General features: G+C 54.8%; 11 protein-coding genes. 2 read left to right on the plus strand and 9 right to left on the minus strand.

Annotated elements, in window-relative coordinates; genetic code table 11:
• Positions 1-6: 6 nt before the first annotated feature.
• The gene (locus CPA57_RS03295; RefSeq protein WP_182081418.1) at positions 7-1,497 is read right to left on the minus strand and encodes a carbohydrate porin; all 1,491 of its coding nucleotides are present in this window, start codon (positions 1,495-1,497) and stop codon (positions 7-9) included.
• A gap of 290 nt (positions 1,498-1,787) precedes the next feature.
• Here CPA57_RS03295 and CPA57_RS03300 point away from each other — a divergent pair, with 290 nt between their 5' ends.
• Positions 1,788-2,216 carry an EamA family transporter gene (locus CPA57_RS03300; protein WP_182081419.1) on the plus strand — a complete coding sequence of 143 codons (429 nt, stop codon included), beginning with the start codon at positions 1,788-1,790 and terminating at the stop codon, positions 2,214-2,216.
• A 111-nt stretch (positions 2,217-2,327) separates the two neighbouring features.
• Here CPA57_RS03300 and CPA57_RS03305 read toward each other — a convergent pair whose 3' ends face one another.
• The 5 genes from CPA57_RS03305 to CPA57_RS03325 form a co-directional block, all read right to left on the minus strand.
• Positions 2,328-3,746: an amino acid permease gene (locus CPA57_RS03305; protein WP_182081420.1), complete on the minus strand. Its 1,419-nt coding sequence runs from the start codon at positions 3,744-3,746 to the stop codon at positions 2,328-2,330.
• 133 nt (positions 3,747-3,879) lie between these two features.
• A complete protein-coding gene (locus tag CPA57_RS03310; protein ID WP_229709207.1) occupies positions 3,880-5,409 on the minus strand; it encodes an alginate export family protein in 1,530 nt (509 codons plus the stop codon).
• A gap of 239 nt (positions 5,410-5,648) precedes the next feature.
• A complete protein-coding gene (locus CPA57_RS03315) occupies positions 5,649-7,175 on the minus strand; it encodes an alginate export family protein (protein WP_229709208.1) in 1,527 nt (508 codons plus the stop codon).
• A 239-nt stretch (positions 7,176-7,414) separates the two neighbouring features.
• A complete protein-coding gene (locus tag CPA57_RS03320; protein ID WP_182081421.1) occupies positions 7,415-7,603 on the minus strand; it encodes a hypothetical protein in 189 nt (62 codons plus the stop codon).
• A 205-nt stretch (positions 7,604-7,808) separates the two neighbouring features.
• Positions 7,809-9,077, minus strand: coding sequence for a glutamate-5-semialdehyde dehydrogenase (locus CPA57_RS03325; protein ID WP_182081422.1), 1,269 nt, complete (start codon positions 9,075-9,077; stop codon positions 7,809-7,811).
• Positions 9,078-9,263: 186 nt separating this feature from the next.
• Here CPA57_RS03325 and CPA57_RS03330 point away from each other — a divergent pair, with 186 nt between their 5' ends.
• The gene (locus CPA57_RS03330; RefSeq protein WP_182081423.1) at positions 9,264-10,469 is read left to right on the plus strand and encodes a multidrug effflux MFS transporter; all 1,206 of its coding nucleotides are present in this window, start codon (positions 9,264-9,266) and stop codon (positions 10,467-10,469) included.
• 15 nt (positions 10,470-10,484) lie between these two features.
• Here the strand turns inward: CPA57_RS03330 and CPA57_RS03335 are convergent, their stop codons facing one another.
• The 3 genes from CPA57_RS03335 to CPA57_RS03345 form a co-directional block, all read right to left on the minus strand.
• Positions 10,485-11,147: an invasion associated locus B family protein gene (locus CPA57_RS03335; protein WP_182081424.1), complete on the minus strand. Its 663-nt coding sequence runs from the start codon at positions 11,145-11,147 to the stop codon at positions 10,485-10,487.
• Between the two features lie 77 nt (positions 11,148-11,224).
• On the minus strand, positions 11,225-13,906 hold the full coding sequence (gene acnA / locus CPA57_RS03340) for an aconitate hydratase AcnA (RefSeq protein ID WP_182081804.1): 2,682 nt from the start codon (positions 13,904-13,906) through the stop codon (positions 11,225-11,227).
• Between the two features lie 39 nt (positions 13,907-13,945).
• Positions 13,946-15,289 (minus strand): citrate synthase, encoded by a 1,344-nt coding sequence (locus tag CPA57_RS03345; RefSeq protein WP_182081425.1) that lies wholly within the window; start codon positions 15,287-15,289, stop codon positions 13,946-13,948.
• Positions 15,290-15,451 lie beyond the last annotated feature (162 nt).

Consider the following 15,451-nt stretch of genomic DNA (forward strand, 5'->3'; position numbering starts at 1 on the left):
GGCCTCCTACAGGGCAATGTTTGCGCGTAGACCAAGGACCGCAATGTCCTTCACACGCCTGTCAGGATGGAGGGTGTTCGGAACACCACCTGACGGATTGAAAATATACTGGAAGTCGGGCTGTAGCTGGAGCCAACCTGTCATCTGGCACTGATACATCAGCTCCATGTAGGTTTCCCCACTCTGGGCAGGCGTGTAGGCCCCACTATAAAACCGGGTCGCCTTGTCGAACTTGGCTAGTGCTTTACTGAAATGCGTATAGCCCATGGCAAGGCCTAACGTATCATCCTGACGGTACGGCAGCGGGTCTTTTAACGTAAACCCAAAGTTCAGGCTGAAGTCATTCGGAACACGGCTGGACTGCGGCGTCCCCATTGCCCGCCCAAAAACATTGAATGTCCGATTAGGGTCATAATGGCTATGCCACAGCATCTGATCCACAACCGCATATAAGCTGAAAGCACCACGATGTTGACGGGGCACCCCGCTACTCGCCGGGGAAGCAAGTGGAATATGGGTATTGTCCCAATACTGATCATAAAAAGGCTCGGAATCGTACCATGCACCGAGACGATATACCCGAGAAAGCGCATCGGCCTGATCTGGTGAGACCATCGCCCCGAGAGCAGGATAAACATACTGGAACTCGACAAGAGCCAGAACACCACGGTTTAGAACAAAGCTGGTCCCGGACCGGTTGCTCTTCTGCGCATCCACACTAACATTATGGGCAGGACTGCCACTGAATACACCAGCCTGCACATATAATGGTGTGGCCATCCAGTATTTTGCCCGTACCCCCAGCGAGGATAACGGATAGGCCGGGCCGCCTCCGGGCAGGTCAGCAGAGGGCACCATCGGCCAGCCAAACATCGTATTAGCAAAGACAAGCGCATTGCTGCTGACCATCCATTCCTGATCCAAACTCTGCTGGCCTATTTTGATGTCCAAAGCCTGTTGGTCGAGGAATTTCTGGTCAAACCACATTTCCCATAAGCGTGTGGAACGATCGGCCTCGATACCGCTGATTGTCTGAACGACCTGCAAGTTATCGTCACTCAGATTACGCCCGTGTATCTGCTCCATACTGACCTGAAAGGTACCCCCATACCAGCCAAAGGCACGCTGTGTGTTGAGCTGCAATACGGCTACGGTCAGCCCATCATAAGCGGCTCCCTTACGTGTTCCCCCCGTCACATTGCCGAAGATCTCTGACGTCTCCTGCAACGCGAACACCAGCCCCGCCTTCCCCATGGCTGTCCGCAACCCCCACATGCTGCCAAGCAGATTGGAATCACGTTTCCAGTTCGAAAGAAAACCAAAAGGGCCATCCGCATTCTCATCACCAGCTGCCGCCGCATTCCCCAGATTGACCATCGGCGCACGGGCATAAGCCGCAGTAGCCATAACGAAAGACAGAGCACCAATCGCTACAGCCTGTGTAACGCCGTGCAACAAACGGGATTGCAGCTTTCTAGAGAGAATGGACGGGATCATGATGGCCCTGCTAGTTGTAAATGATTCTTATTACTAAGATAGATGAAACCTCTTGTGCAATTGAAAATTGATTCTCATTCGCATTTTATGCACACTCTCAACGCCCAAAATTCCGCCACATATATGGCAAAAACCACACGGAGAGAACGGAAGCATCTGGCAGGTAAAAACTATCGTGCAGCAAGATCAGCCCATAACTCTCGCCTATAACTGGGCTGGAAGTACCCCCCTTGGTCTTCTACTCATTAGACGAACTTCCATTATCGAGACACCAGAGAGGCCACATCATCATGCTTTCTTCCTCATGGATTTTCTGGGCATTGCTTTCGGCTGGTTTTGCGGCACTGACAGCCCTTTGCGCTAAGATAGGCGTCAGCACTCTTGATTCCGACCTTGCCACTTTTATCCGTACACTGGTCATTCTTGGCGTACTGGGCACGATCCTGATGGTAACAGGCAAGTTCCATAACACCGAAGGCTTCAACCCACGGGCCTGCCTGTTCCTGCTGTTCTCTGGGCTAGCAACGGGAGCCTCATGGCTATGTTATTTCCGTGCGCTCAAAATGGGGGATGCCGCCCGTGTCGCCCCACTCGACAAGCTAAGTGTCGTCTTTGTTGCCATCCTTGGCGTCACAGTGCTGGGAGAGCAGCTCTCCGTTAAAGGCTGGCTAGGTATCGCATTTATCGGGTTGGGGGCCATACTGGTTTCCCTAGGCTGAACAGCTCCCTCCTTCCTGTTCAAACATAAAAAAAGAACGGACCTGACGAGCAGATCCGTTCTTCCCGAAGATAAACCTTTCTGGGAGAGGGCTTACCCTCCCCCATCAAAATTATTCGCCTTCTTTTTCAGCCTGTTCCTCTGTGGAGGCAGGCTCTTCCGTTGTCGCTACAGGGGCCAGACGGCTAGCGAAGTTACAAGCCATCAGGTAGCAGACCACCGCCGTGCCGAGGGAGGCAAAGGCTGTTTCACGCTCGGCTGGATTGATCAGCATGGCCACAAACACCAGAACAATGGCAACCAGACACAGGATGCTGAAATACGGGTAAAGCGGCAGCGCAAAATGCTTGCTGGTCCCGGCTCTCTTACTACGACCACGCAGCACGATGTATGTGGTGGAGATCAGAGCATACGTCAGCAGGATAAGACCACCACTACAGTTCAGCAGGAAGCCAAAAATCTCACTCGGTGCAAAGATCGAGGAGAATGCCACCAACAAACCAGCACCAGAGCTGATCGTAATGGCCATACGAGGGGCCTTGTCCGGTGATGTACGCACCAAGAAAGCAGGAGCATCACCCTGAATAGCCAGCTCTGTCAGAATACGAGACGTAATGTACATGCTGGAGTTCAGGCAGGACAGAACGGCACTGAGAATAGCAATCTGCATAATCAGCGCAGCACCCGGCACACCCATGATCTTGAGCACGGCCACGAACGGGGACTTACCCGGATACAGTGTCCACCACGGAACGATCATCGTGATCAAGCAGATGGAGGAGACGTAGAACATCATGATACGCAGGCCGAGCGTCCGTGTCACACGGGAGACATTCTCACCCGGGTCAGACGTCTCGGAGGCTGCCACGGTGGAGATCTCGGATCCCATCATGGTGAACAGCACGGTCGGCACCAGTGCTAGCAACGGCACGACACCATTCGGGAACAGACCACGCTGGCCGAACAGGTTATGATGAACAGGAACACCTGGCCCAAACACGTGCAGAACGAACAGCAGCGACAGCAGGATAAAGGCCACAATGGTGAAGACCTTGACGCTGGAGAGCCAGAACTCACACTCACCAAAGATCTTAGGCGCAAAGAAGTTGACGAGCTTCATGCAGAGAATGAGCACGACAGCCAGCAGCCAGACCGGCAGATGAATCCAGTCCCGCAGCATCATGGCACCAGCGATAGCTTCCGAGCCAATCACAACTACCCAGAAGAACCAGTACAGCCAGCCAGAGGCAAAGCCGATCCGATCCCCATGGGCGAGGCGGATATACTCCACAAAAGAGCCACGGCCAGGGTCACTGACAACGATCTCGCCAAGCATCCGCATGATCGCCATAATCAGGAATCCAACGGCCACGAAAACAAGTGCGATGCCCGGCCCCGCTTTGGCGATGGCGGCACTGCTCCCGACAAACAGCCCGGCGCCAATCACGCCGCCAAGGGCGATCATCGCAATATGACGACTCGAAAGTCCTTTATCTTCGGACAGAGTCTGGTCAGTGGTGGGTTCCTTCATGAAAAGGTCCTTATGAATAGTTGGCTGTGCAAGTTGCCCATCCCATGGATGGTAGGCTCCCCGCTAAGTCATTCCCATTTTGTAACATCCCCTCTCAAAAGGGAAGCCGGAACAGCATAAAACCCTGCCCCTACTAGAAATGACGATAAAAATACAGCTCCAGCACACCGGACGTTCCGTGGATAGGAGGGATTTCCATGCCACTCGGCACACCCGACTTTGCCAGTGCTTTCCCCGCTGGCCCCGCAAAAGCGACGCCACCGGTAATCGCTCCCGATGTATTACCATCAAACGTATATTCTGCGGAGAAATCAAGCTCATCTGACATATGGCTCCCGACATTACTCGGCAACCCAGAGCCCGTGGGGTAGAGAAAAGACAGGTCATAAAAATGCAGACCTAGCTTCAGCTCGTCCTCCTTCCGCAGCAGATGAACAGGCGGGACACCCGTCAAATCCACCTGATGCACCTCCATATTGGAGAGTGGAGAGAGATACATACCCGTAATCTCTCCCGGCCAAAACCCACCATATGTATAGCGGCGACCATCGTACAAAAAGTACGTATCGTAATTATGCTTTGTCCGGCTCTGTGGGTTCTTTCCCCCACTAAAGCGGGTATAGCGATAGAAGATATGAGGCTTCCACGGCAGGGTCGTGAATGTGTAGCCCGGCTCTATGTAGGTTGCATAGGCACTGACCCCTTTATACCCATTTCCGGCATGGCTGTTTTGCTCAGAAACGAACGTGCCGTAGAGGGTGAAATTCTTCGAAATTCCTAACGCCTTGATCGGCACAAACGTACCGCCCCAACCCAACTGGGTTACATTCATGCCCTGACGGTCTCCACGATTGGCGTAGTCATAGGCAGCACCGATATTTGCCTTACGCACATGAAAGTAAGCCAGCGTCAGATAAGCTGCTCTATCCTCATAGGAAGAGCCACCATCCCCGCCCGGCTTGCTTCGGAACCATGTAATGTCAAACCCTTCGAACTTTGTCTCTGGGCGGTCATAATTCCGGTTCTGCTTATTATTGGTATTATTCTCCAACATGAAGACATCCGCACGGAGCTTCTTACCCTGATACTTGATGACACCCGGCCCAGAAAAAGCAAACCGGGGCGCATACCACCACGCACCACGATCGCCAGAGCTATAAGCCCCTTTCCCCATCAAAAAGCCATCATCAATCTGGAACTTCTGCCGCCCCCCTTCGATAATCAGCTTTCTCTCACTATTGAAGGGCAAATCTATTCCCAGATTGGCTTCCTCCAACGTAACGGCACGAGGGGTTCGTGTGGTCTGGGACACGCTCTCAGCATCCCCGTCCCCCAATGTCGTAGACCCAATGGCTGAAGCCTGCCCGAATACACTGAAACCCCACGGGGTTTTCCATTGCCCAGCAATTATGGGCTTGCCATACAGCTCGGCATAGGTTGTGTCCTTGATCAAGGCATAACCACCTGTCCGCCGCTCACGGTAAGAGCCTGTACCGTAATTAGTATTTGGCAGAAAGAATGCATCCCCCCCAATATCCAGAGAAGCCTTGATCGAGATATTCTTTGTAGAAACAAGTGTTTGGTCAGCATAAGCGTCAGAAATCGCATAGACGTTGCCCAAAGCGGCCAACGAAACGAAGAGCTTCCGCATTTTTGATGACATATGAAAAACCTTTTAGGAATATTCTTCTTCATTTCATTGCAGAATAATTCCTAAATGTCTATCGCTTGACCGGTCTATATATCAAAACAATCTATAATTTACTTATGATATATAGTTTTTTCTTTGTCATGTCCTCCAGAAATTACACTCTAAAATGACGCTCTGGTAGGCAATTTATTAACCTTTCTGCTCCGCTGCACTCTTTCTGGTCGGCAGAGTGGCATTCACCAGAAAAAAAATCAGAAATGTTTATAAAAATACACTTCCAGCACGCCAGAAACACCATGAATCCTCGGTATGCCCTGCCCAGCTGGCACGCCATCCTTGGCCAAAGCCCGCCCACCCGGACCAGAAAAAGCCGCCCCAGCAGCAATCGCACCAGATGTGTTCGCATCAAGGGCATATTCGGCTGAAACATTAACCTCATCTGACATATGCCGCTTCGTTCCCGCTGGGAGGCCCGCCCCGGTAGGGTAGAGATAAGCGAGATCATAAAAATGCAGGCCGAGTTTCAGCTCATCATCCTTCTTCAGCAGATGGACAGGCGGCACCCCAGTAATATCAAACTGCTGAACCTCCATATTGGAGAGCGGGGACATGTTGTTCCCTACGATTTCACCCGGCCAATAGCCGCCATAAGTGTATCGGGCACCATCATAAAGAAAGAACGTATCGTAATTATGCTTCGTCCGGCTATGCGGGTTCTTCCCACCGCTGAAGCGGGTATAGCGGTAGAAAACATGCGGCCGCCATGGCAGGTTAGCGAATGTATAGCCGGGTTCCACATACACGGCATATGCGCTGACGCCCTTATAGCCATTGCCTGCGTGGCTGTTCTGCTCGGAAACAAAATTGCCATAGAATGTGACATTCTTTGTAAAAGGATGTCTCTTCATAGCGAACGGTGTGCCGCCCCAACTGAGAGCTGTCACGCTCATGCCCTGCCTGTCCGCCCTGTTGGAGTAGTCGTAAGCTGCTCCCTTATCGGCATGACGGACATAGAAATAAGTCAGCGTGACATAAGCCGCTCTGTCCCCGTAGGTACTTCCACCATCTCCGCCCGGTTTGCTACGGAAGAGGGTAACATCAAACCCGACGAACTTTGTTTCCGGCTTGTCATTCCCGTAAGTTTGGCGGTTATTACTGTTATTCTCCAGCATGAAGACATCCGACCGGATAGACTGCCCCTCATATTTCAGGACACCGGGCCCGGAAAAGGCAAAACGAGGGGCATACCACCACGCCCCACGCTCGCCTGAGCTGTAGGCCCCCTTCCCCATGAGGAAGCCATCATCAATCTGGAACCTCTGCCGCCCCCCTTCTATGATCAGCCGCCTCTTTCCGTTGAGAGGAATCTTCACACCCAGATTAGCATCTTCAAGATTCACCTGCCGGGGCGTGCCCGAGGTCTGGCTCACGCTTTCAGCATCACCATCCCCTAGGGTTGTGGACCCAATGGCAGATACCAGTCCGAACACTGAGAAACCCCACGGGGTTTGCCATGTGCCCGAAAGCATGGGCTGGCCATAAAGCTCGGCCAGGGTGACATTTTTTGTGCGTGAATAACCCGACTTATGCGGCGCATAAGAGCCAGTACCAAAATTGGCATTGGGAAAATAAAACGCATCGCCCCCGATATCGAGGGCGGCGTTGATGGTAATATCCTTGCGGGAGAACAAAGAAATATCAGCATAGGCTTTAGGCGCAGCAAAAACACCAGCTGACATTGCTGCCGCATAAAGCAGTTTCTGCACCCTCACCGCCATGTCCGTCCTTTTTCTAGGCTGTTCTGGCGGCTTATTATCTCATGTCGGACCAATAATCCAGAAAATGTTACGACCACGGAAATACATCAGCTGATTATAATGCCATTCTGCAACAATGGCGACAGATCACCCTCTACCCTATCGGCCCAAGCCACCATTCCCGCTTACGATCCATTTACACGGCCGTGATACCCGCCCATAGACCAGATAAATACCGCCATCGATCACCAGCCAGATCATCACCGTGCCCATGTGATACCATCCATGGACATCATCACAGCACCGCAGGACAACGCCCCCGCCAGTGGAATGAACAACGCCCCACCCGGCACCGTAAAGCAACACTCCATCTCCGGCGCACGAAACCGCAAGATCATGACAGCAATACAAACGATCACAAAAGCCAGCAACGTCCCAATAAACGTCATGACCCCAGCACGCCAATCAACATATGTCCAACGTCATCGTAGGGGCAAGAAAACGAGGGGCCAGAACGATCCCATAGACTATACTCCCCATATCCGATCATCTTATTTCGATATAAAAACATTTAGGCACAGAATATTGCTTTTGGGAAATGATTTCATATCTATTAATTTCACGATGGGAGACCGCCCTGCCATAGCGGGCATATTACGGACGCAACTGTCCTTGCCCATGCACCTCATAACGATATGTCATCAGCTGTGCTGGGCCAACTGGGCCACGGGGTAGCATACGGCCTGACATAATGCCAATTTCCCCACCCAAGCCAAATTCACCACCATCACTGAACTGCGTTGAGGTGTTCCACATCACGATGGCACTGGGAACACGCTGCATGAAATACTGCGCTACAGCCTCATCTTCCGTCAGGATCGCCTCCGTATGACGGGACGAGAAACGGGCAATATGTGCCAGAGCGGCATCTACCCCTTCCACGACGGCAATGTTCAAAATCCTATCCAGCCATTCTGTGGCGAAGTCATCTTCAGTAGCGGCTGGCAGATCTGGCAGGATCGCACGGGCCGCCTCATCCGCCCGAAAAGTGCAGCCCTCCGCTGCTAGATCAGCCACAATGTTCGGCAAAAAGGTTGGAGCAATCGCTGCATCAATCAAAAGCGTTTCCGTAGCCCCGCAAATACCGGGACGGCGGAGCTTGGCGTTACGCACGACCTTTCTGGCTAGCACCGGGTCTGCTGCCTGATGAACATAACTGTGGCACATCCCCGCAGCATGGGCCAGAACCGGCACACGGGCCTCGGCCTGCACATGCTCCACAAGTGCACGCCCGCCACGAACCACAATCACATCAATTAACCCTACCGCACGGAGCATGGCCTCCACATGCTCCGGTCCGGCATCTGGCACCATAAGCACGGCGTCCTCTGGCAAGCCAGCACGGGCCAGCCCCTGCTGAATCACACTATGTAGGGCCCGTGTGCTATGAAAACTCTCCGGCCCGCCCCGCAACAATAGAACATTGCCGGACCGGATGGCCAAAGTTGCCGCATCCACCCCAACGGTGGGCCGCCCCTCATGGATCATACCCAGCACACCAAGCGGCGTAGCCACACGGCGCAACTTCAGGCCATTGGGCTGCTGCCATGCAGCAAGAACCTGCCCCACCGGGTCTTCCATACCCGCTAGAGCATCCACGCTACTAGCAACGCTCTCAAGCCGTTCCGTTGTCAGGGTCAGCCGCTCCCGGAAGAACGGGCTGAGATTAGCCTGCTCAAGGTCCCAGCGATTAGCAGCCAGCAAGGCCTCCGTTTCATTCCGCAACCCTGTAGCCACATGGCGTAGGGCCGCTGTACGCTGCTCTACCGGACATACGGACAAAATTCCGGACGCCACACGGGCACGCCGTGCCAGCCCATGCATGGGGGGACACTGTCCCTCATTCTGCTTGTTTATGGGCATGGCCTTCTCTCCTCTCTTTCCACCGGCTCGGCATACCGCTACCGGATGAGCTGCACCATCCATCATCAAAGAATCATCGTGCCAATTTATGCCGTCATTGCAAGATCGTGCTGCGATACGATCATATCCAGCTCCAAATCGGAGCATCGCTTGACAGAAAGACGCCGGCCCCACATCTCTTGAAACATGTCTTCTGCCCCCATATCGCCATCAGCTGCCCATCCGCTTCGCCTACTGGGGATTCTCAGTATTCTGATGGGTTTTGCGGCCATCTCTACCGATTTTTACCTGCCCGCTATGCCCACTATGTCGCAGGCCCTACAGGCACCTGGCGGAGAAATGGCATGGACGATCTCGGGGTATCTGGTCGGGTTCAGTTCCAGCCAGCTCATCTGGGGGCCAGTCAGTGATCATTATGGCAGGCGGCTGCCCATCGCCCTGGGGCTAGTTCTCTTCACGCTCGGCTCGGCAGGCTGTGCCCTTGCGGATTCCATCACAACACTCATTGCGTTCCGCATCCTTCAAGCCATTGGGGCCTGTGCCAATGTCGTCATTGCCCGGGCTATGGTGCGAGACCTCTATCATGGTCACCGTGCTGCGCAAATGCTCTCCACATTAATGACCGTCACGGCCATAACACCCCTGCTTGCACCGCTCATTGGCGGGCAAATTCTGGCCTTTTGGGGCTGGCGGGCTATTTTCGTCAGCTTGGTCTGTGTAGGTATCATCATGCTAGGCAGCATGGTCTTCCTACCGGAGACCCTGCCAAAACAGAAGGAACGGCCTCATTCTGTCCTTCATGCCTTTTCCCATTATGCCCAGCTCATCCGCCGCCCCCGCCTGATCGGCTATGCCGGGGCAGGTGGCTGCTATTATGCTGGAACATTCGCCTATATTTCCGGTTCACCCTTTGCCTACATCAGCTATCATCATGCCTCTTCCCTGCTCTATGCGTTGCTCTTCGGCATGGGGATTGTTGGCATCATGGCCGCCAATATGATCAACGCCCGGCTGGTTCGTGCATGGGGGAGTGACAAGCTCCTGATCATGGGGGTTGCCATCAGTGTTGTGGTCTCCCTCTGGCTGATGATCGATGTCTGGACCGATTTTGGCGGGATATGGGGAATGTTCATCCCCCTATTCCTCTTCGTTGCCATGGCGGGATTCATTGTAGCCAACTCCCTTTCCGGTGCCTTGCATGATGACCCCGGCCATGCAGGTACAGTCTCGGCCATGACGGGTGCTGTCCATTACGGCAGCGGCATCATCGGCTCTGGCATGGTGGGACTGATGGCTGATGGCACGCCCCGCCCCATGGCTACGACTATCGGCTTAGCCTCGCTACTCAGCCTCGCCTTCCTGCTACTCATCCGCCGTGACAGGAAAGGCTGAAGGCTAACCAATACCTCACGGATTCAGTTCGCCACGCTCCAGCCAGCCCGCAAGCTGCTGCATCCCCATCTGAATATCCGAAAGCTGGAACACATAAGCCCACGGCGCGCCTGTCTTCGTTTTTGCCGTCAGCTGGGCCGTCTTACCAGAAGCAAGAGCGAGCACAATCGGAGCAGGAAGCTCCTTCTGGGCCATGCAGCCCGTTTCATCACAAGACTGCAACGCCAGAGGCACGGCATGCCCGTTATCCACGCTCAACTGCAGACCAGCCTTCATATCGAAAGGCAGGCGTGTCGGCAGATTCAGGCTGATCTGCCACGGCTGCTGGGCCAGTGGCTTTTTGATGAGGTCTGGCGTGGCATGGGCCAGCAGAAAGAATCCGCTATCCATTGTGGTGCCTGCCATATGCTCCAGCTGGATGGTACAGAACTGCGTGCCCTGACGGCTACCCTTGGCTGGATAAGCACAACCATACCGCCAAGGCCCTGCAAAAGCAGACCGTGCGGCAACCCCCGGATGTTCGGCCGCCATGATCTCTGGCAGGCCGCCCCCTTTTTCCGTTACAGCCTCCACAGCCGCAGCCCGATTATCCTTCGACCCGGCAGCAAAAGCAGGCAGGACAGACAGCATCCCAGCTACTGCCATTCCTGCCATGACGGCGTGAGAGCGTCTGAACATCTTTTTTTCTCCTTACTACGGGTCAGCTCCGTTACCGTAACACCAACAGGCCCTCACATCATCAGGAAAACTCAGGGCTACACACTAGCTCCAGCAGCCACAGCAATGCGCCGCAACACATAAGGAAGAATGCCACCTTGGGCGATATAGGCCAGCTCAACCTCTGTCTCCAGCTGGAGAGTGGCCTGAATGACCTGCTCCGCTCCATCAGGAGCCGTAAAACACACACGGACAGGCTGGCGGGGTTCCAATGCGGCAGGAAGATCAATGCTCACCTGCTCCTGCCCTGTCAGGCCGAGCGACTGGCGTGTCACACCCTTGGGGAAAATGATGGGTAGAATCCCCATCCCGGCCAGATTGGCCCTGTGAATCCGCTCAAAATCTTCCGCAATAACGGCCTTCACACCTAGAAGACGAGGCCCTTTCGCTGCCCAGTCTCGTGATGACCCCATGCCATAATTCCGCCCAGCAATCACGACTAGCGGTACCTGCTCCTGCTGATACCGGGTAGCAACATCGAAGATGGCCCCTTCCTCACCGTCGGGCCAATGGCGGGTTATGCCGCCTTCACTGCCGGGGATCATCTCATTCCGAATACGAATATTGGCAAACGTCCCCCGTGCCATAACAAGGTCATTTCCCCGGCGGCTACCATAGGAATTAAACTGCGCAGGAGCCACACCATGCTCCTCCAGATAGCGGGCTGCAGGCGAACTAGCGGCAATCGTCCCTGCTGGGGAGATATGATCTGTCGTAATGTTATCCCCAAAAAGAGCCAAAATCCGAGCATTACAGATCGGCCCCGCTACGCCAACATCACCCTCCAACCACGGCGGGGAGTGAATGTAGGTGGAGGTTTCATCCCACGCAAAGGTTGCGCTGGCCTTACCATCCCCTAAGGTCTGCCACTGGGCTGGTCCCTGCTCCACAGTGGCATAGCCACGGGCGAATGCCTCCGCCACGACAGACTTCGCCATGAGCTGGGCTAATTCTGTTTCATCAGGCCAGATATCGGCCAACATGACAGGTTGCCCCGCCTCATCATGCCCGAGCGGTTCAGTTGTCAGGTCCCGTGTCACAGTCCCGGCGAGGGCATAGGCCATCACAAGTGGCGGGCTGGTGATATAATTCAACTTCGTATAGGGGGACACACGCCCCTCGAAGTTACGATTGCCCGACAGCACTGCAGCCACTGTCAGATCATGCTCCGTGATCGTCCGAGCAATGTCAGCCTGCAACGGCCCACTATTGCCGATGCAGGTCGTGCAACCATAACCGACAATCTCAAAGCCCAGCGCATTGAAATCTTCCAGCAGACCTGCCCGTTCTAGATAATGGGTCACGGCCTGACTGCCCGGAGCCAGAGAGGTCTTGATGCGTCTTGCGACTTTCAGCCCCCGCTGGCGGGCCTTTCGTGCCAGAAGACCAGCTGTCAGCATGGCTGCAGGGTTGGATGTATTGGTGCATGAGGTAATCGCTGCTAGCACAACATCCCCGGCCCCCAAAGTTTCCTCCGCAAGGGCTGCATCTTCCGTAAGGATGGGCAGACGGGCATCATCCTGCTTATCGGCAGCCAGTGCAACACGGCTGGCCCCTGCCACGGCAGATAGATCATGCCGCTGGGATGGCGTTTTCGGCCCGGCGACAGAGGGCTTTACAGAGGCAAGGTCCAGACGCAGAACGGTGGTAAAGAGCGGCTCCTCCTCACCTTTACGGAACAGACCTTGCGTGCGTAGATAGGCTTCCACAAGGTGAATATGCTCTGCTGAGCGGCCTGTTAGGGCCAGATACTCCATTGTCAGCGCATCGGGGGGGAAGTAGCCGCAGGTCGCTCCATATTCTGGGGCCATATTGGCAATGGTGGCCCGGTCCGCCACGGGCATATGGTCCAGTGCGGGCCCAAAAAACTCCACAAACTTGCCGACAACACCCTCCGCCCGCAGCTGTTCTGTCAAGGTCAGCACGATATCTGTGGCCGTCACACCGGGGGCGGGCCGTCCTTCCAGATACACGCCCACGACATCAGGCAAGCGCATGGCGATAGCTTCACCCAAGGCAGCGGCTTCCGCCTCAATCCCACCAACGCCCCAACCCAGAACACCAAGGCCGTTGATCATGGTCGTGTGGCTATCCGTTCCGAAAACCGTATCCGGGAACAGGGTCGTTACGCCGTTTTCTTCTTGCTGCATGACCAGCGGGGCCAGATATTCCAGATTCACCTGATGGCAGATACCTGCCTCTGGTGGAATGACCCGGAAATTATCAAACGCCTGCTGTCCCCAGCGCAGGAAGCTATAACGCTCCCGGTTGCGGCTGAACTCATGGGCCACATTCTGCTCTAGAGCATCCTTTTGCCCGGCCACATCCACCGTCACGGAATGATCAATCACGAGGTCTACGGGGATGAAAGGATTGACCTTTTCCGGCTCTCCTCCCAGTGCCTTCATGCCATCCCGCATGGCGGCGAGGTCCACCACTGCGGGCACGCCTGTAAAATCCTGCATCAGGATACGGGCGGGGCAAAAGGGAATCTCGCCTTCAGAGTGGCAACTCTTAACCCAGCCCGTTACCAAGGCAGCCGCATCATGCCGCCCCTGCCGCAGAACATTCTCCAGCACGATTTTCAACGCATAAGGCAGACGCCGTGCCTTTTCTCCCGCTTCGGCCAACACCGGCGGAAGGGGCACATAACGATAGCTCTGCCCTTCATGCTCCAGTATCTGCCACGCAATAGGTTGCTGCCCGCCGGCCCCGTTCATCTCACTCATGATATCCCCCGCTCTCCTGCATCTGCCCGCTCAGTCCTCTGCGCCGTAAGAAGACGGAACATCCCGCCTCGTTTGCCCTACATACAGGGCTCGGGGACGGCTGATGCCGGGGCGGCTCTCCAGCATCTCCTTCCACTGGGCGACCCAACCTGCTGTGCGGGCCACCGCAAAAAAGACCGTGAACATGGAAGATGGAATCCCCATCGCCCGCAGAATAATGCCGGAATAGAAATCCACATTCGGATAAAGCCGCCGGGAGATGAAATATTCATCATTAAGGGCCGTTTCTTCCAGCTTTAGGGCCAGTTCAAGGCGGGGATCGTGGTCCATGCCCAGCTCAGCCAGAACCTCATGGCAGATGCGCCGCATCAGCCCGGCCCGCGGGTCTAGCTTCTTATAGACACGATGCCCGAAGCCCATCAGCCGCGTTCCATCCTTCTGATTCCGCACTCGGTTCATGAAGTCCGGTATGCCGTCTACGGTGCCGATCTCATCCAGCATGTCCAGAACAGCCTCATTCGCACCGCCATGGGCAGGCCCCCAAAGGGCCGCCACACCAGCGGCAATGCAGGCAAATGGATTCACCCCCGTGGAACCGACCGTCCGCACGGTGGAGGTGGAAACATTCTGCCCGTGATCAGCATGAAGGATCAAAATCCTATCAAAGGCACGGGCCAAAACGGGGTTCACCGCCCATGGGGCTTCCGGCATGGAGAACAGCATATGCAGGCAATTTTCCGCATAGCTCAGCCCGGGGCGGGGATAGATGAGTGGCAAACCACGGCTATAGCGGTAAACCCATGCCGCAAGGGTTGGCATTTTGGCCACCAGACGAAGCGTGGACATCTCCCGCTCCTCTGGCGTGATGCGATGCCGCTGGTCAGCCCCCTGATTGCCATAGAAGCTGGAAAGCCCAGCCAATGTCCCACAGAGCATAGCCATAGGGTGAGAATCACGCCGAAACCCGTTGAAGAAATTGCGTATCTGCTCATGCAGGTGGGCTTCGGCCATGAGGCCTTGTTCAAAACGAACTTTCTGCTGGGCATCGGGCAATTCACCATGCGAGAGCAACCAAGCTACATCCGTAAAACTCGCCTTTTCGCAAAGCTGCTCGATCGGATAGCCACGATGGAGCAATACGCCTTCCTCACCATCGATATAGGTGATGGCACTCTGGCAAGCAGCCGTATTGGCAAAGCCGGGGTCGTAAGAAAACACACCCGCCTGTTTGTAAAGGCCCCGCATATCCACTACATCCGGCCCTATCTGGCCTTCCATGCTGCTTAGATGAATAGGCTGCGCAGAATCATCCGCCTTGCAAAGCACCCACTGGCCAGCACCTTTGTGCCCTATCGCTGTTTCCCCAATGCCCATGATACGGCCTCCCTGCGAAAAGCAACCGGAGCAGTCCAGTTTATTCCGTGATCGTTATATTTGAGTAACACACACATCCCCACTACCCGCAAGAAGCTAACCTCATGAAAAGAACTTTACCGCCTCAACCCTTGCCTCATCGTTATGAAGCATGATGAAGTT

The sequence above is a fragment of the Bombella favorum genome, from assembly GCF_014048475.1.
In the GTDB taxonomy this organism is placed as follows: Bacteria; Pseudomonadota; Alphaproteobacteria; order Acetobacterales; family Acetobacteraceae; genus Bombella; species Bombella favorum.

Bases quoted from the DNA above. Each gene is read 5' to 3' on its own strand.
- CPA57_RS03320 (WP_182081421.1), bottom strand. From the start codon at position 7,603: ATGACGTTTATTGGGACGTTGCTGGCTTTTGTGATCGTTTGTATTGCT.
- CPA57_RS03345 (WP_182081425.1), bottom strand. From the start codon at position 15,289: ATGGGCATTGGGGAAACAGCGATAGGGCACAAAGGTGCTGGCCAGTGG.
- CPA57_RS03305 (WP_182081420.1), bottom strand. From the start codon at position 3,746: ATGAAGGAACCCACCACTGACCAGACTCTGTCCGAAGATAAAGGACTT.
- CPA57_RS03335 (WP_182081424.1), bottom strand. From the start codon at position 11,147: ATGTTCAGACGCTCTCACGCCGTCATGGCAGGAATGGCAGTAGCTGGG.
- CPA57_RS03295 (WP_182081418.1), bottom strand. From the start codon at position 1,497: ATGATCCCGTCCATTCTCTCTAGAAAGCTGCAATCCCGTTTGTTGCAC.
- CPA57_RS03330 (WP_182081423.1), top strand. From the start codon at position 9,264: ATGTCTTCTGCCCCCATATCGCCATCAGCTGCCCATCCGCTTCGCCTA.
- CPA57_RS03300 (WP_182081419.1), top strand. From the start codon at position 1,788: ATGCTTTCTTCCTCATGGATTTTCTGGGCATTGCTTTCGGCTGGTTTT.
- acnA (WP_182081804.1), bottom strand. From the start codon at position 13,906: ATGAACGGGGCCGGCGGGCAGCAACCTATTGCGTGGCAGATACTGGAG.
- CPA57_RS03325 (WP_182081422.1), bottom strand. From the start codon at position 9,077: ATGCCCATAAACAAGCAGAATGAGGGACAGTGTCCCCCCATGCATGGG.
- CPA57_RS03315 (WP_229709208.1), bottom strand. From the start codon at position 7,175: ATGGCGGTGAGGGTGCAGAAACTGCTTTATGCGGCAGCAATGTCAGCT.
- CPA57_RS03310 (WP_229709207.1), bottom strand. From the start codon at position 5,409: ATGTCATCAAAAATGCGGAAGCTCTTCGTTTCGTTGGCCGCTTTGGGC.